The organism is Hyphobacterium lacteum, from assembly GCF_036330345.1.
Classification (GTDB): Bacteria; Pseudomonadota; Alphaproteobacteria; order Caulobacterales; family Maricaulaceae; genus Hyphobacterium; species Hyphobacterium lacteum.
Genome location: NZ_JAZDRP010000005.1, coordinates 252,105 through 268,694, shown reverse-complemented (window position 1 = coordinate 268,694; position 16,590 = coordinate 252,105). Strand labels below are relative to the sequence as shown.

Below are 16,590 nucleotides of genomic sequence, written 5' to 3'. Positions count from 1 at the left end.
GGGGCAAGACTATCTAGGGGCAATGATCAGCGGCCTGATTAGCCTGATTTTCGCGGTGGCGCTCACCGGACCGGCTCAAGAGCCGGCGTCTGCGCCTGCGCGCCCGGTGCTCATCGAGCTCTATACCAGCCAGGGCTGCCCGCTCTGCCCGGCGGCCAATGAATATCTTGGCCGGCTGGACATGCGCGATGATGTCATCGCTCTCAGCTTCAGCGTCGATTACTGGGACATCTATGGTTGGCAGGACACCTATGCCCGGCCGGAATTCGTCGATCGCCAGCGTTCTTACAAGTCGCGAATGGCTCTGCCACGCATCTATACACCGCAATTCGTGATCGACGGCACATTCGAGGCGGCGGGCTCGGAACCCGACGGCATTCTCTCACAGATCGCCAACCGCCGCCTGACCCTGACCGACTCCATCGACATTGAGGTCGAACACCGTGGCGAAGGGAATTTCACCATCGACATTGATGGTAGTGTCCCGGCGCAGGAACCGGCGACAGTCTATCTCGCCGCCTACGTGCCCGGCTGGCGCACGGTCAATGTTGAAGGGGGCCGCAATGAAGGCCGGGAAGTGCGGGTCTACAATCCGGTGACGGCCCTGTTCGAACTGGGTCAATGGCAGGATGGCCCGGATAGTTATGGCGCCGCTCTGCCCGATGGGCTGGCCGGTGTTTTCATTATTCAGGGTGGTCCGGGCGGTCCGGTCTATGCAGTGGCGGATTTCCGTCACTCCATGCAGGACGATTAATCGCCTGTGTTTTTGACACGCCAGGGCGGATCAATCCGGTTCTTGCCGGCGTGATAGAGCTTCCAGACATGGCCGTCCGGGTCACGGAAGACAGCCTCCCGCCACAGCCAGCCCTGGTCTTCCGGTTCGGAATCGAAGCTGATTCCGAGCGCTGACAGGCGCTGGAAATCCGCATCAACATCATCGGATTCCAGATAAAGCGTTGTGCTACCCGGCCGGACGGTTTCGGCGACGTGGATCGAAAACGTCGTATCGCCCTGTGGCGCAAGGAAGCGGCAATAGTGCGCACTATCAACCAGCAGCCGGAAGCCGAGCGACAGGTAGAAGTCGCGCGATACGCCGATACTCCGGACATCAAGCGTGATCTGGTTCAATCTCATGGCTGGCCCGCTTCATCGCTGACCTGTACGGCGAGCCCGGAAAGAGGCCGGATCAGCCGGTCGACGGTCAGATCACTCAGCAGGAAGGCCCAACCGTCCGCGCGCTCATTCAGGGCAATGGCAGCTGGCCGCGCCGCATCGCTATGCGCGACAGCGACCAGTTCGGCCCAGAATTCATTATCCCGCTCGAAGACCGACACGGTCACCTCCAGCCCGTTGACTGTTGTGACCCTGTGTTCGGCATCCCGCGGTCCGGTAATCTCCGATGCCGGGCGGACACCGCGAAATCTCACCCGCGCCAGGGTCGTGGCAACACCGTCTCCCGCCCCCGGTGAGACAAGCCGGTAGCCTCGCGGCGAGGCAATCCGGAACTGTTCCGAGGCGAGGCTTGGTCTTTGCAGGCAATAACCCAATTCATCTGCCGGCAGCACGCAGGTTTCACGAATGCCTTCGCGGCCCAGCGCCAGGAAATCCAGCTGCATCCAGCGCGAAGCTTCGGCAAAGTCCGGCAGGAAGCCCTGTACCAGCCAGCCCTGTGCCTCATCTGCCCGCCGGACATAGACATGGCCATCAGGGCGCTGGCGGCCAATCAGAAGATCGGCAAGCACGCGGTCATTATTGTCCCGAAGAACCACATGCGTGGCCTCTCCGCCCTCTTCCGGCGCGCCGATACCCAGCTCGGCATAACGCGAAACCAGCCGGGTACGTTCGCCCACCGGCCTCAAGCGTGCGAGTGAGTCGATCACCCGTTCCGCCAGCTCGGCATCCGCCCGATATCCATCGTGGGACACCAGCGCCCAGCCTTCGAGGGTGCGGCGCAGACGGAAATGCTCATCTCCGGTAGTGACCTCAATTTCCGCTGTCAGCTCCGGCGAGCCTGTCAGTCGGGGTGTCAGGCTGTCAGGAACGGATGCCAGGCCAGCCGACCGTGTTTGCCATAGCGATACGGCAATCGCTGCCAACAGCACGGCGAACCCGATACCCAGTGCGCCCAGGGCCTGCTTTCGGCGGGCAAGGGCGGCACTCATGTCAAAGTCCTCCGCCGCCGCCAGTAACCTATGCCGAGGCCGGCGAGCAGAACGAAGATGGCGGGAGCCCACATTGTCCAGAACCGGAGCGCGGCTTCCAGCGCATCAATATCCTCCCGGAATTCCCGCTCGATGTCGCGAAGCCGGCTGCGGGCTTCGGCCATCTCCGCCCGGAGCTCTGTAATCCGCTCTTCCAGACCGATTTCGCGGCCATCATCCGTAGCAGGAGGGCGGCCGGACAGCAGGGATTGTAATTCCGAATCGATTTCCGCTGCGCGCACCTCCAGAGCCGCTTGCTCCTCGGCATATTCAGCCTCCGCCGCCTCCCGCAGCGAGTCCACCCGAGTCATCGGGCGGGCGGACGAGGGCAGAGACCGAAGCTCCAGCAGGGCCGGATCGCCAACTGCCAGATCCACAAGGTTCAGAAGAAAGGCGGGATTGTCGGCCACGATCGACAGGCCGAAGGAGGGGTCATTGCGCAGGAAATAGGGATCGTCCAGCCAGTCCACATCCGCCAGAATCACGACATCAGCGGACTGCCGCGCCATCCCTGCCGACACTTCATCACCTGGGAAGGCTGCAGGAAAAAGGCCGCTCAGCCGCACGGCCAGGACGGGCGCGCGCCCGGCAGCCTCATAGTCGGACAGGAGGCTGGCCGGAGACGGATTTCCGGCTGCTGTATCCGTATCGATGATCGCGCCATCCTCACTCGTCCGGATCAGATAACGGACACCAACTCCATTCACCGGGCTGACCACCAGATGACCCGGTGAGCCGAAATTGATACCGCGCTGCAGGTCCGCCGTGGCCAGATCATCGTCGGCCAGCTCGGCCGGGCCCGCAGAGAACCAGAGCGGATAGTTTCGGATATCATTGCGGCCATTCTCGGTAATCTGAACCGGGAGGCCGAGCGCGCGGTCCATCGCCACCTCGCCAGAGGGCATCTCCACCCCCCAGGCCGAAAGCAGCGGTTCCAGTGTGGACGCGCGGCGCGCACCGGGCGGCGGCAGGCCATCAGGGCCTGGCCGGAATGCAGCCAGCGCGAGCGGGTCGAGGGCCAGGATCATCCGGCCACCACCGGCAACATAGCGGTCAAGCGCCCGCAATTGATCATCTGCCAGACGGGGCGGATGGATGATCAACAGGGCATCGACATCGGGCAGCTCCGAAAACCCGCTCGATATCCATTCGATCTCATAGGCCGCGCCGATCTCGTCAACAATGTGACTGGCGCGGGCTCCTATCATGCCGGGCTGTATGGGCAGGCTGGTCAGGACACCGACATGGCTTCTCTCTTGACGGGACAGCTCGGCCAGAGAGCGGCTCAGATCATATTCAAGAAGCGCTTCCCGCTCGGGCGCGAAATAGGCCAGCACCTGGCGGTCATCGACCGCATTCTCCGCCACCAGGCCGAAAAAAATTCGGTCGCCCTCACCGGCCGGAGCCGGAGCCAGCCCGGCCGCCAGCGCGGCATCCTCAGCGTCCGAATAGGGTTCGGGATCAATCTCGGTGAGAATGATCCGGCCCTCGGAAGCCACAGCATAACTTTCCAGCAGGCCGCGTACGCGTGCACCATAGCTCCGGACTGCCGGATAATCGGCCGCCGTGCGCCGCGAATAATAGAAGGTCCAGCGTACTGGTTCCTCGATCTCATTGACGATGGAACGGCTGCCCTCCGACAGGCGGTAAAGCCCCCCTTGCGTACTGTCCAGCCGGACATCCGACAGCAGCTGGGCGGCCAAAAGGTTGAGACCGCAAATCCCCGCCAGCACCGCCAGCAACAGGCTGAGCATATGCCAGCGGCGGCTCATCGCCCGGCCTCCCGGCTGGTCCCGATCAACAGCCCGCCAGCAGACACGCCGAGCGCGATGACAGACAGGAAATAGACGACGTCCGGCAATCCGACCACGCCGCGCTCAAAAGCAGAGAACCGCTCCAGCGCGCTGGCATAGGCGATCGCCTCGACGAGGAAAGCCGGGGCGGACCCCGAAAGCGTATCGGTGACCAGGGGCAAACCGGCCATGGTCAGGAGCAACGCAGCCAGCGCTGACAGGACAAAGGCCGTCACCTGGCTGCCCGAAGCGGCTGACAGCGCCTGACCGACGGCCAGATAGCTGCCCGCCAGAAGAAAGGCGCCGAAATAGGCAATGGCGATGGCCAGATTGTCCGGTTGACCGAGAAAGTTCACTGCCACCCACATCGGGAAGGTCGCAATCAGCGCTCCGCCCGCCACCGTCCACGCCGCCGCAAACTTGGCCAGCGCGACAGACGACAGGGAGACCGGCAGGCTGAGCAGGACTTCAAGCGTGCCGCGATCGCGTTCCTCGGCCCAGGCGCGCATGGCCAGCGCCGGCATCAATATCATCAGCAGCCAGGGCAGATAGGCAAAGAGCGGCGCAAGGTCGGCCCGGTTGGTGTCGAAGAAGCGGCCGATATTGAAGGCGAAGGCTGGTGCAGCAAACGCGAAGGCCGCCACGAATATATAGGCCAGCGGCGTCGTGAACCAGGCGCGCATCTCGCGCCTGTAGACCGCCATGAATCCCGGCGCGCCGACACTCATGATACCGCCTCCTCGGCCTGTGGCCGCGTCAGCATGCGGAAGGCATCGTCCAGCCGCCCGGTCCGGGCGTGGCTGGAAAACTCGTCGGGATCCTCATCGACCAGGATTTCCCCCTTGGCGATGACAATGACCCGGCTGCAAACCGCCGGCACTTCCTCGAGAATATGGGTAGAGACTATGATGGCCTTGTCGGCGGCCATCTCGCGGATCAGGGCCCGCACCTCATGCTTCTGATTGGGGTCGAGACCGTCGGTCGGCTCATCCAGCACCAGCAAGGGCGGATCATGGGCAATCGCAGCGGCCAGTGCCGCCCGCCGTTTATAGCCTTTCGACAGGGTTCCGATCTGCTGATTGCCGGCATCGCCCAGACGTGCACGCTCCAGCGCCAGCTCGCGGGCCTTGCGCAGCTTGCTGCCCGACCAGCCCCGGGCCTGCAGGCAGAAGCTGACAAACTCCCGCGGTGTCATGGTCCGGTAGGCCGGGGCTCCCTCGGGAAGATAGCCGATCAGTCTTTGTCCATTGCGGCGCTGGGTCAGCATGTCGAACTCGCCGACCCGGACCCGGCCCGCATCCGGTTCCAGACGGCCGGCAATCATGCGCATGACCGTGGTTTTGCCAGCCCCGTTGGGGCCCAGAAAGCCGAGCACCTCACCGGTTGCGAGATCGAAAGAAACCCGATCCACCGCCCGGCGGCGTCCAAATGTCTTCACCACGGCATCGACACTCAGCATGGCACGCGGCGGCGACCTCCATTCTCACGTAAAATACGGGAATAGCGATAACTTGCGTCGCGGCGCTTGGCCAGAAGCGTGTGCCGGTCAGAGTGAAGGAGGGGTGTCGGCCGGAGGCTGCATTGCTGCTGATCCGGGGGGCTGGGGGGGCTGTCTGAAACCTGGACCATGCAGCCTCGTTCTGCCGCCCGGCCGACGATTGAAGGCTCGTGTGAGGTTGGGGCCTTCCCAAGACCGAAATTTGACGGCTTTGTGGCGATGCGTGAATACTTCGTAAGAAACACCGGGGATTCGCCGCCCCGGCGCGATCAGAGGAGCCATGTTTCGCGTATGAGGGGAAATACCGGTTCGGCCCGCGCCATACCCGTCATGTTCGACCGCCCGGAGCTGGACGCCATCCTCAGAGTCTATGGCCGCCTCGTGATGAGCGGCGATTGCAAGGACTATGCGATTGATGGTCTGTCGGACCGCGCGGTCTTTTCGATCTTCCGCCGTGCCAGCGAGTTTCCGCTCTACCGGATCGAGAAAGTGCCTGCGAATGCCCGCAAGCAGGGGGCCTGGAAGATTATCGCGCCGGGCGGCGCCATACTGAAGCGCGGCCACGACCTTGCCAATCTGTTGAAATTCTTCGACAAGCGCCGCTTTCAGGTCATCGACTAGGCAAGAAAAAACCCCGGCCCAATGGACCGGGGTTTTATACTGAACGCTTCTGATCGATCTATTCGCGGCCGAGCAGCGACAGAATGATCTGGAAGATGTTGACGAAGGCCAGATAGAGGTTCAGCGCCCCCATATTGGTCATCACGGCCAGCGAACGCGTATCGCCCTGATAGGCGTAATAGGATGCTTTCAGGGTCTGGGTTTGCCAGGCAACGATGCCGGCCATCAGGCCCAGGAAGACGATCTGGATCAGCAGTTCGATGCCCTGCGACTGGAAGAAGAAGACATTCAGCAGGCTGATCGCAATGGCGCCCCATGCGGCCATGAAGAGGAAGGAGCCAATGCCGGAAAGGTTCCGCTTCGTCGTATAGCCCCACAGCGACAGACCGAGGAAAGCCGAGGCGGTGATGAAGAAAGCCTGGCCAATGGTCGTGAAGCTGACATTGATGGCCGTACCGCTGGCAGATGTCACTTCCATGCTGTTCTGGGCGATGAACACCCAGACGCTCAGCCCCATGCCGATCAACGTGACGATCGACCAGTAGAGCACGGCCGAGCCCATCGGCGACGGGCGGCGCATGAAGAACATCGAGCCCAGCAACAGGACGATCGGGCCGAACTGCACCACATAGAGCAGCGGCGTTCCGAGGACGAGCTGTGTCAGCGGGGCCACCGTACCCACGGCATAGGCCAGGGCGGCCGACAGGATGAGGCCCAGCCCCATCTTGTTGTAGACGCCCAGCATGAAGCTGCGCAGGCCCGCATCGACGGACATGTCCATCGTACCGGCAGCATTTCCATATCCACGATAGGTGTCGTTCATTTCAATTTCTTCCTTTCAACGCGAAGGGGGCTTGCGCGCAGATGCGCGAAACCCTTTGCGCAACAATATCGTCTTGCCCGGCCCGGCTGGCAAGGGGAGACGGGCGCACGCCGAATCCCCCTCTCTGGCGGAAAGGGTAGCCACAGCGATGAAATGCGGCATTGTGCACACCATGTCGCTTCGCCTGTTTGCCGCCCTTCCCGTGCCCCCGGACACTGCCCGGCGTCTGACAGCACTGCAAAAAGGCGTTCCCGACGCGAAATGGCGCCCGGCATCGGCCATGCATATTACGCTGCGCTTCTTTGGCGAGCTGGACGAAACCCGCGCCGAAGAGCTCGATCACGAGCTGGGGCAGATTCGCTGCAAGCCGTTCGAGATCGCGGTAAGGGGTTCGGGCAGTTTTGGCCGCGACGATCCGCACGCCATCTGGCTGGGGATAGAGCCTCATCCTTCGCTGAAATTGCTGGCGAGCGCCTGTGAGCGAGCCGCCCGCCGGGCCGGCCTGCCGCCGGAGCGGCGCAATTTCATCCCGCATGTGACCATGGCCTATCTGGGCCATACCGATCTGGAGCGCGTGAAGGCATTTGAACGGCGCAATGCCCTGTTCCGCAGTCCGGACTGGATTGCCGACCGCTTTTATCTCTACTCGTCATGGAAAGGCGGAAGAGGCGATAATCCGTATCAGATCGAGGCCGAATACCCGCTGGCCTAGATCCAGCGCCGTGTGCGCCGGCAATAGCTCTCATAGGCCTCGCCGAACATCTCGCGCATGGCGTGCTCTTCCGGGCGGATCTGCAAGCGGTTGAGCGTTACGATGAAAGCGGCAGGAGCAACCAGCGCCAGCAAGTCCTGTGACCAGGCAACGATACCGAACAGTCCAACCAGCATGCCCAGATACATCGGATTGCGGGTCCATTGGTAAATCCCGCTGGTCACGATGGCGCTGACCTTGTCCAGCTTCAGCGGATGGACCGTCGTCTTGTGCCGGTGAAATTCGCGGACGCCCAGCAAGGCGATCAACACGCCTGACAGGAACAGAAGGGTGGCGATCGGAAGCCGCGCCTCACCGAGCAGGAAATCCAGCGGTGAGAAGACGTCAATGCCGAAGACGATACCGATATAGAAGGTCAGGATGACAGGGGGCGGAATGATGGGCCGCATCGAGAACCCCTATTCTGCAACGTCAAAGACACCGCGAAGGACGGCCAGATCCCAGCTCTCGCCGGTGTGGTAAAGCCAGAAGATATCGCCGTAATCACTGGATGCCAGGCGCCCACTTTCGCAGGGCGTTCCCGCCAGGGTGGCTTCACCGGCTATCGCCGCCAGCCAGGTGCAGGTCGTATTGGAGTGCTCGGCCACAATCGTCCAGCGCGCATCCGAAGCAGCGGCCTCGGCAATCGCATCCTCGCGTGTACGCTCGGCTTCACCACCACCGCACATGCCGGGAGCGCGCGCAGCGGCGGCATGCTGAACAACATCGCCCGCAATAATGACCGTATCGACAGACCGGCAGGCCCCGGACGAATAGACCGCGTCAAAATCCGGCTCGCCCAACAGGGCGTCCAGCCGCTCGACCATCGCAATCCCGGCCTCGCCGAGCGGGCAGTCGAGCGCGTTGCACTCTTCGTAGACCTTCCGGGCGTGGCGTACGAGAAGGATGTGGCGGTCCGCCGCCCGGATCGCCGCCTGCTCATCAGCGCCAGCCAGCTCCAGAAGGCTCATGCGGTCAAAGCCCTCCACCGCGCGTGCGGAGACCGACATGATGACCCCGGCAAGGATCGTCACAACCGCGAACGCCGCTGTCCGCAACAGATCCACAGGAAGCGAAGCCAGGCCATCGAGGCGGCCGCTGGTTTTCTTGACCGGTTCCAAATTCAACTCCCGGGGGATGAGCAGGGGCTTTTAGCCCGCCTGCTTCCTGATGGCGAGAGTCGATCTCATGATAATGGGGTCAGAATGGGGCGGCGCGTCAGAAGCCGCTATTCAGCATGGGCTTGTGGCCATGGCGCCGTTTGAAGAGGGTGATCTCTTTCTGCGCTTCTTCATAGGGCGTTAGCGCCTCGGCATAGCAGAAATACTTCGCCCGTGGCCGCTCGATATTCGTCCGCGCCGACAATTCCGCGATATACTCGCTGAGCAGATCCTTGGTCCCGCCGATATAGATGATGTCGGTTTCCCGGTGCCCGGCCATCAGCGCATAGACGCCCGGCTGATCCTTCACCAGCGCCTTGTTCTCGCGCGTAATGGCAAACGGTTCCGACCATTGCAGCCCGCCGTTTGACTGCACGCGGGGCGGCGGACGCTTGTCGAGCGACGGTTCGGGAGCGCTGGCAGCAAAACCTGCCGCCCGCTGTCCTTGCGACGGTTTCGTTGTCGAAAGTCCCCGTTTTCCAAAGCCGGCCATCGAATAACGTCCAAAATCCGCTAGAGACGGATCAGGCTAGCCGTAAACGGTAAGCAGGAATTTAAAACGCTATGTCGAATTACACGTCGACTTCAGCTTCCAGCGCATGCGTCGTGATAAATTCGCGCCTCGGCTCAACCAGATCCCCCATCAGCTTGGTGAAGAGGTCGTCGGCCTCGGCCAGCTCCTCGATCCTCACCTGCAGCAGAGAGCGGGCTTCCGGGTCCATTGTGGTTTCCCACAACTGATCCTGGTTCATTTCACCCAGACCCTTATAGCGCTGGATTTTCATACCCTTGGCACCAGACGCCGTCACCGCATCCATCAACTGCCGGGGGGTGTGAATAATCGTCTCGCCGGACTTGGTGACAAAAGCAGCCGGGCCGGCAAAATCCTTGGCGATCGCCTTGGCGCGCTCCGAAAGGCGGCGGGCTTCCGGCGACTGCCGGAGTGAATCCTCCAGAATGGCGGTTTCGGTGACGCCGCGCACTTCACGCTTCAACACCAGGTGGCCGTCTTCGGATACAGCGCCGGACCAATTGTCCTCGCCTTCCTCGGCAAACCGGTTGAGGACGCTCGCGGCTGCCGCGGCGGCTTCCGCAGTGACATCCGGCACCAGCGCGCCTGCAAGCGCGGCCGCTTCAGCAGCAAAGACCGGGGCGCGCGCCGCCATCCGGTCCAGCGCCAGCTTCACCAGCCGGGCCTGCTCCACACGCTCGGCCAGGTCGGCTCCGGCAATCGTCGAACCATCGGCCAGCCGCAAAAGTGCATCCGAACAGCCTTCCTCGATCAGATAGCTGTCCATCTCGGCCTGATCCTTGATGTAACGCTCGGACCGTCCGCGCGAGACCTTGTAGAGCGGCGGCTGCGCAATATAGAGGTGGCCGCGCGTGATCAATTCCGGCATCTGCCGGTAGAAGAAGGTCAAGAGCAGGGTACGGATATGGGCGCCGTCGACATCGGCGTCGGTCATGATGATGACCTTGTGATAGCGCAGCTTGTCCATATCCAGCTGATCGCGTCCGATACCGGCGCCCAGCGCCGTAATCAGCGTGCCGACCTGTTCCGAGGACAGCATCTTGTCGAAACGCGCACGTTCCACATTCAAAATCTTGCCGCGCAGGGGCAAGACGGCCTGGAATTCGCGCGCCCGGCCCTGCTTGGCCGACCCTCCGGCGGAATCACCCTCGACGATGAAAAGCTCGGATTTTGCCGGGTCCTTTTCCTGACAATCCGCCAGCTTTCCGGGCAGGGACGCGATATCCAGCGCCGATTTCCGGCGCGTCAGCTCGCGCGCCTTGCGGGCCGCCTCGCGGGCAGCAGCCGCTTCGATGATCTTGGACACGATCAGCTTGGCTTCGTTCGGGTGCTCCTCGAACCAGTCCGAGAGCATCTCGTAACAGATACCCTCGACCGCCGGCCGCACTTCGGACGACACCAGCTTGTCCTTGGTCTGGGAGGAGAATTTCGGGTCCGGCACCTTCACCGAGAGAACGCAGGTCAGGCCTTCGCGGGCATCATCGCCGGTAATGGCGACCTTCGACTTCGCCGCCAGCCCGGTTGCTGTGGCATAGGTGTTGATCACGCGCGTCAGCGCCCCGCGGAACCCGGCAAGGTGCGTACCACCATCGCGCTGGGGAATGTTGTTGGTGAAGCAGAGAACATTCTCGTGATAACCATCATTCCATTCCAGCGCGGCCTCGACATTGACGCCGTCCCTGTCGCCGGAAATCAGCACCGGCGGCTTGAATATGGGCTGCTTGGCGCGGTCGAGATGCTCGACGAATGCGGCCACGCCGCCCTCATAGATCATCCGCTCCTCGAAGGGCTCGCTGTCTCGATCGTCCCGGAAAACAATCAGAACACCGGAGTTCAGGAAGGCCAGCTCACGCAGGCGGTGGATCAGCGTGTCACGCTTGAACTCGATATCTGAGAAAATCTGGTCCGAGGGCATGAAGCGGACCTCGGTGCCGGAAAGCGGCTTGCCATTTTCCCGCAACGGCGCATCGCCGACCACTTTCAGATCCTGTCCGTTTTCCGGATCACCCATCCGGAAACGCATCTCGTGGACTTTAGCCTTCCGCCAGATCCGCAGATCCAGCCATTCCGACAGCGCGTTCACCACGGAAACGCCGACGCCATGCAGACCGCCGGACACCTTGTAGGAATTCTGGTCGAACTTACCCCCGGCATGCAGCTGGGTCATGATCACCTGGGCAGCGGAAACGCCTTCTTCCTCGTGCATGTCGACGGGGATGCCGCGGCCATTGTCGGAAACGCTCGCCGAACCGTCCGCATGCAGTGTCACGGTCACCTTGTCGGCATGACCCGCCAGCGCCTCGTCAATGGCGTTATCGACCACCTCGTAGACCATGTGATGGAGGCCCGATCCGTCATCGGTATCACCGATATACATGCCGGGACGTTTGCGGACCGCATCCAGCCCTTTCAGGACCTTGATGGAGTCGGCGCCATATTCCTGATTCGTATTTTCTTCCATGCATTTAGTTTAGCCGAATCGGCTCACGAGCGCCATGGCTGCGCGGTGTTTTTGCGCTCCAGATTTACAATTGAATTCAGGTACTTGCAGGTACATGCCCGCGCCGTGCAGATCGCCGGCAAATCGGGCCGGAAAAAACGCCGGTTCAGCGGAGAATCAACATCACGGCAATGCCCAGCATGACCAGCGCAATCAGGCCGTCCGCCCAGCGCTTGATCCCCTTCGCCTGTAGCCAGTTCCGGGCTCTGTGAGCCAGCCCGACATGAACGCTGGCGCCGACGACATACATGGCCAGCATGATACCCACCATGACCAGATAGGACGCCAGATTGATCTGTGAGAGGTCAAAGAAACTCGGCAGCAGGGTCAGATAGAAGACGATCGGCTTGGGATTGGTCAGCGGCATGGCCACCCCCGCCGCATAGGTCGCAGCCAAACCCAGATGCGTCGGCTTTTTCATTTTCAGTGCCGCCGGATTCCGGAAGGAATCAAAGGACTTCCAGGCAAACCAGAGCAGAATGCCGACGCCGATCACCTTGAAGACCCAGCCTGCCGGCCCGACGCGGTCAGCCACAGCTGTCAGACCGGTCACTGCGATGGTGAACCAGAAAATATCCCCGGTGATGATCCCGCCACCATAGACAAAGCCGTGGACCGGCCCGTCATCCAGAGTGCGGGCAACCATGGTTATATTGCCAGGGCCCGGCGAAAAGAACAGGATCAGCAACGCCCCTGCAAACAGGAAATAGCTTTCAATCGGCATGCCGGGCGATCTAGTCCGAAACCCGGCCCTGATCGACCGCAAATTGCTGTGCGCGATCACCAAAGGCCGTAAACAGGCCCGCCTCTACCCCGGTCAGCCAGGCTTGGGCGCCGAGCGCCAGAATCGCTTCCGCCAGACCTTCGCGGCGGCGTTCATCCAGATGGGCACAGGCCTCGTCCAGCAACAGCAAGGGCATGCGCTGCCCCCGGTCCGCCAGCGATCGCGCCTGCGCGAGAACGAGACGGATGATCAGCGCTTTCTGCTCACCGGTCGAGCATCGGCCGGCGTCCTGGTCCTTCTCGCGGTGGCGCGCCGTCAGATCACTCCTGTGCGGCCCTGCGGTCAGTGTCCGCCCCGCGGCCGCATCGTGGTCCCGGCCTGACGCAAACGCCAGAGCAAGTTGATCTTCCGCTGCGCGCAATTCGGCCCCGCCGGCCAGTGCCGCTTCGATCGTGCCGTTCAGCGCCAGGTCGGCCTTCGGGAAAATACCGTCATCAGCCGCATCAATCGCTGCCTGCAGGCGGGACAGCGCGGTCAGCCGCCCCGCGGCCAGCGCCACGCCATGCCCCGCCAGATCGGTTTCCAGTGCGTCCAGCCAGGCTGGATCCGCCCGGCCCTTGTCGAGCAGGCGCTGGCGGCGTGACCGCAGCTTTTCATAGGCGTTCAGAGCGTCACCATGCGACGGCTCGGCGGCGGCGACCAGCCGGTCGAAGAATTTCAGCCGGTCAGCGCGCGGCCCGGCAAACAGCCGGTCATGCTCCGGCAACAGCACGATCATCGGTAGCAGGGCGGCGAGCTCTGCGCGCGAGGCCGGTTTGCCATTCATCCGTGTCTGGCGTCGGTCCCCTTCGAGAAGGCCGGAGGCGAGACTGGAAACATCCTCTGTTTCATCCGGCACTTCGGCGTAGACGGCCCATGCTGGAGCGATCTCGTCACCGGCCCGGCGCAAGGGTTCATCACTCTCGGCCCCGCGAAGTCCTCTTCCGGGCGCCAACAGCGAGATGGCTTCAAGAATATTGGTTTTGCCCGATCCGTTCGGCCCGGCCAGGCAGACCGGCCGGGCATCGACGTCGAGATCGAGCGTATCGAAATTGCGGAAATCGGTCAGCCGCAATCGGGAGAGCGCGGCAGGTGTCATCGCCAGCCCGGGCCGGCGCCTATACGCGCAGCGGCATCAGCACGTAAAGCGAATCCGCATCGCCGGAATCTGTGACAAGAGTCGGCGAGGCCGGATCCGCAAAGTGCAGGCGCGCCTCATCGCCTTCAATCTGACCGGCGACATCAAGGATGTAGCGGGCATTGAAGCCAATGGCGAAGCCGGTTTCCTTGCTGTCGACCGGCACTTCCTCGGTGGCCTGACCGGATTCCGGATTGTTGACCGCAAGAGTCAGCGTGCCATCGTCCAGCGACAGCTTCACAGAGCGTGACTTCTCGATCGAGATCGTCGCCACACGATCAACCGCTTCGGCAAAACGCTTATTGTCCACCGACATCAGCTTCTCATTACCGCGCGGGATCACGCGCTCATAATCCGGGAAGGAGCCATCGATCAGCTTGGAGGTCAGGACCGCCCGGCCAAAGCCAAAGCGGATCTTGCCGTCCGAGACCGAAATCTGGACATCATCATCGGCGTCTTCGAGCAGGCGCCGCGCTTCCTGTACCGTCTTGCGCGGCACGATGACCGCCGGCATGCCAGCGGCACCGTCCGGAAGGTCGCATTCCGACAGCGCCAGCCGGTGACCGTCCGTGGCCACAGCGCGCAATGTCTTGCGGCCTTTTTCATCGGCGGCGTGCAGATGAATACCGTTGAGGTAATAGCGCGTCTCTTCGGTCGAAATCGCAAAACGCGTCTTGTCGATCAGGCGCGCCAGCGCGTCGGTTTCGAGGGCGAAGGAATGCTGCAGATCCTCGGCCGGCATCATCGGGAAATCACCCGGCGGCAGGGATGGCAATGAGAAGCTGGACCGGCCGGCCTTCAGGCTGAGCCGCGGATCATCGCCATCCAGTTCCAGGGTCACGTCTGCGCCCTCGGGAAGCTTGCGGGCGATTTCATAGAGTGTGTGAGCTGGCGCCGTGGCCATGCCCTCGCGATCGACATGCGCGGCTGCGCTCTCCTGGATCTCGATGTCGAGATCGGTCGCGGCAAAGCTGGCACCATTGGAACCGGCCGTGATCAGAACATTCGACAGGATCGGGATCGTGTTCCGCCGTTCAACAACCGCCTGGACGTGGCCAAGAGCCTTGAGCAGAGCTGCGCGTTCGATCGTGAGTTTCATGTCTTATCCGTGTCCCGTCGCTTGCGCCGGGGTCAGGGTCATTTGCGATAAAGGTAGGAATCGCCTCTCCCCGGGGCTAGGAGCATAGCGAAATTTTCTCAAACGCAATACGCCCCGGCCCGCCCGATTGCAGCGGGCCGGAACGTCTCTGAAATCAGCCGCGGATTTCCCGCGAAAGGCTTTCGATCTCGTCTTTCACCGGGTCGCCGGCAGCGATCATGTCCGTGATCTTGTTGACGGCATGGATCACCGTCGAGTGATCACGGTCCCCGAAGCGGCGTCCGATATCCGGGAGCGAGCGCGTCGTCATGGTCTTGGCCAGATACATCGCCACATGGCGTGGCTTGACCACAGTCTTGGTGCGGCGCTTGGAGAGAATGTCCGAGACTTTCACACCGAAACGATCCGCCACCGTCTTCTGGATCAGATCGACCGTCACCCGGCGCTCCGAGACGATGGACAATTCGCGCAGCGCGGCCTCGACAGCCTCCATGGTCACCGGACGGCCCAGCAGCGCCGTGCGGCCAATGACATTATTGAGCACTCCCTCCAGTTCGCGAGCACTCGCCGTCATCCGGGCAGCAAGGAAATCACGCACAGTTTCCGGAACATGGAGTTCGGGATAGTGCGTGCTGGCCTGGGCGATCTTGCAGTCGAGAATCTTGCGGCGCAAATCCAGGTCCGGCTTGCGCAGCTCGCAGGCAAAGCCGCCTTTCAGCAGTGATGCCAGACGCGGGTCGGAGACGTTCAGATCAGCCGGCGCCTTGTGCGAGGCCAGGATCACCTGCTTTTCGTCAGCGATCAGCGAGGCCACCGTATGCAGGAATTCATCCTCTGTCTTCGGCTTGCCGGCAATGAAATGGACATCGTCGATCAACAGCACATCCACGCGCCGCACGGATTCCTTGAAGCTGATCGTGTCCTTCTTGCGCATGGCGCTGACAAAACCGGACAGGAATTCCTCAGCAGTAAGATAGAGCGATTTGCGGCGCGACTGGCCGAGCTCGACCGAATGGGCAATGGCATTGAGAAGATGCGTCTTGCCGACACCGTAATCGCCATAGAAGAAAACCGGATTGAAGGGCGACGGCGAGGCGTTGAGGATAGACCGCGCAGCCGCCGACGCCATTTCATTCGACGGACCCACCATGAAGGTATCGAAGGTGAAGCGCTCATTGACCGCGCGCACCTCGGCATCATTGGCGGAGGGGTCAGCAGCCGGGCCCACCAGAGCCGGCTTTGCAGCAACCGGCCCGGCCGGCGCCAGGTCTTCCTCGGCCACCAGACGGATCGCTCTGCCCGTCGGATCATGCTGGGCCCAGAGCGCTCTCAGCCGGGCGCCTGCATGGTCATCGACCCAGTCCCGGTAGAACCGGTTGGGAGCGATGACCGTAAGGCCGCCATCGGCTTCCTCGCGGACCCGCAAACGCGCCATATTCGACGAAAAAACCGTCTCTCCATACTCTCGGCGCAGGTGAGCTCTCACCTCACGCCAGACACCCCCCGGAGCCGTCATTTCAATTGCATTTTCCCGTGAGTTAATTGCATTACCGGACGTTACCGACATGTCCCCCGACACCCTCTTATTGGGCCAGCCTTATTCAGCCAAGCCATTGTTATTTCAGGCAAATAGATACCATCCGCCGGCCGCATACACGGTCGCCACCAGCGCTGGTCATTTATCCGCATGGGGATGAACGCCTGAAGCCCG

General features: G+C 62.1%; 17 protein-coding genes. 3 read left to right on the top strand and 14 right to left on the bottom strand.

Going from position 1 to position 16,590, the window contains the following annotated elements; translation table 11 throughout:
• Positions 1-22: 22 nt before the first annotated feature.
• Positions 23-754, top strand: a complete 732-nt coding sequence (locus V0U79_RS10225) for a DUF1223 domain-containing protein (RefSeq protein WP_330199407.1) — start codon at positions 23-25, stop codon at positions 752-754.
• On the opposite strand, the gene V0U79_RS10220 is transcribed toward V0U79_RS10225, so the two are convergent.
• The 5 genes from V0U79_RS10220 to V0U79_RS10200 are packed head-to-tail and all read right to left on the bottom strand — an operon-like array spanning position 751 to position 5,453.
• Positions 751-1,134, bottom strand: coding sequence for a VOC family protein (locus V0U79_RS10220; RefSeq protein WP_330199406.1), 384 nt, complete (start codon positions 1,132-1,134; stop codon positions 751-753). The two genes, V0U79_RS10225 and V0U79_RS10220, sit on opposite strands and share 4 nt — an antisense overlap.
• Entirely contained in the window at positions 1,131-2,162 is a 1,032-nt protein-coding gene (locus V0U79_RS10215; protein ID WP_330199405.1) for a DUF4340 domain-containing protein, read from the bottom strand. The genes V0U79_RS10220 and V0U79_RS10215 overlap by 4 nt, the downstream gene beginning before the upstream one ends.
• On the bottom strand, positions 2,159-3,973 hold the full coding sequence (locus V0U79_RS10210) for a Gldg family protein (RefSeq protein WP_330199404.1): 1,815 nt from the start codon (positions 3,971-3,973) through the stop codon (positions 2,159-2,161). Before V0U79_RS10210 ends, V0U79_RS10215 begins: the two co-directional genes overlap by 4 nt.
• Positions 3,970-4,722: an ABC transporter permease gene (locus V0U79_RS10205; RefSeq protein ID WP_330199403.1), complete on the bottom strand. Its 753-nt coding sequence runs from the start codon at positions 4,720-4,722 to the stop codon at positions 3,970-3,972. Before V0U79_RS10205 ends, V0U79_RS10210 begins: the two co-directional genes overlap by 4 nt.
• Positions 4,719-5,453 carry an ABC transporter ATP-binding protein gene (locus tag V0U79_RS10200; protein WP_330199402.1) on the bottom strand — a complete coding sequence of 245 codons (735 nt, stop codon included), beginning with the start codon at positions 5,451-5,453 and terminating at the stop codon, positions 4,719-4,721. The genes V0U79_RS10205 and V0U79_RS10200 overlap by 4 nt, the downstream gene beginning before the upstream one ends.
• Positions 5,454-5,783: 330 nt before the next feature.
• On the opposite strand from V0U79_RS10200, the gene V0U79_RS10195 reads away from it, so the two are divergent.
• The gene (locus tag V0U79_RS10195) at positions 5,784-6,113 is read left to right on the top strand and encodes a DUF2794 domain-containing protein (RefSeq protein WP_330199401.1); all 330 of its coding nucleotides are present in this window, start codon (positions 5,784-5,786) and stop codon (positions 6,111-6,113) included.
• 58 nt (positions 6,114-6,171) lie between these two features.
• Here the strand turns inward: V0U79_RS10195 and V0U79_RS10190 are convergent, their stop codons facing one another.
• Positions 6,172-6,936, bottom strand: coding sequence for a Bax inhibitor-1/YccA family protein (locus V0U79_RS10190; protein ID WP_330199400.1), 765 nt, complete (start codon positions 6,934-6,936; stop codon positions 6,172-6,174).
• Positions 6,937-7,084: 148 nt separating this feature from the next.
• Between V0U79_RS10190 and thpR the strand changes: the two genes are divergently transcribed.
• Entirely contained in the window at positions 7,085-7,648 is a 564-nt protein-coding gene (gene thpR / locus V0U79_RS10185) for an RNA 2',3'-cyclic phosphodiesterase (protein WP_330199399.1), read from the top strand.
• Here thpR and V0U79_RS10180 read toward each other — a convergent pair.
• From V0U79_RS10180 to dnaA, 8 genes are all read right to left on the bottom strand, one after another.
• On the bottom strand, positions 7,645-8,097 hold the full coding sequence (locus V0U79_RS10180; protein ID WP_330199398.1) for a methyltransferase family protein: 453 nt from the start codon (positions 8,095-8,097) through the stop codon (positions 7,645-7,647). The two genes, thpR and V0U79_RS10180, sit on opposite strands and share 4 nt — an antisense overlap.
• Positions 8,098-8,106: 9 nt before the next feature.
• Entirely contained in the window at positions 8,107-8,808 is a 702-nt protein-coding gene (locus V0U79_RS10175; protein WP_330199397.1) for a histidine phosphatase family protein, read from the bottom strand.
• 97 nt (positions 8,809-8,905) lie between these two features.
• Positions 8,906-9,340 (bottom strand): GIY-YIG nuclease family protein, encoded by a 435-nt coding sequence (locus V0U79_RS10170; RefSeq protein WP_330199396.1) that lies wholly within the window; start codon positions 9,338-9,340, stop codon positions 8,906-8,908.
• 79 nt (positions 9,341-9,419) lie between these two features.
• Positions 9,420-11,840: a DNA topoisomerase (ATP-hydrolyzing) subunit B gene (gene gyrB / locus V0U79_RS10165; RefSeq protein ID WP_330199395.1), complete on the bottom strand. Its 2,421-nt coding sequence runs from the start codon at positions 11,838-11,840 to the stop codon at positions 9,420-9,422.
• Positions 11,841-11,985: 145 nt separating this feature from the next.
• Positions 11,986-12,603 (bottom strand): LysE family translocator, encoded by a 618-nt coding sequence (locus V0U79_RS10160; protein WP_330199394.1) that lies wholly within the window; start codon positions 12,601-12,603, stop codon positions 11,986-11,988.
• Between the two features lie 10 nt (positions 12,604-12,613).
• Positions 12,614-13,741, bottom strand: a complete 1,128-nt coding sequence (gene recF, locus V0U79_RS10155) for a DNA replication/repair protein RecF (protein ID WP_330199393.1) — start codon at positions 13,739-13,741, stop codon at positions 12,614-12,616.
• Positions 13,742-13,760: 19 nt separating this feature from the next.
• A complete protein-coding gene (gene dnaN / locus V0U79_RS10150) occupies positions 13,761-14,879 on the bottom strand; it encodes a DNA polymerase III subunit beta (RefSeq protein WP_330199392.1) in 1,119 nt (372 codons plus the stop codon).
• Between the two features lie 154 nt (positions 14,880-15,033).
• Positions 15,034-16,395: a chromosomal replication initiator protein DnaA gene (dnaA, locus tag V0U79_RS10145; RefSeq protein ID WP_330199391.1), complete on the bottom strand. Its 1,362-nt coding sequence runs from the start codon at positions 16,393-16,395 to the stop codon at positions 15,034-15,036.
• Positions 16,396-16,590 lie beyond the last annotated feature (195 nt).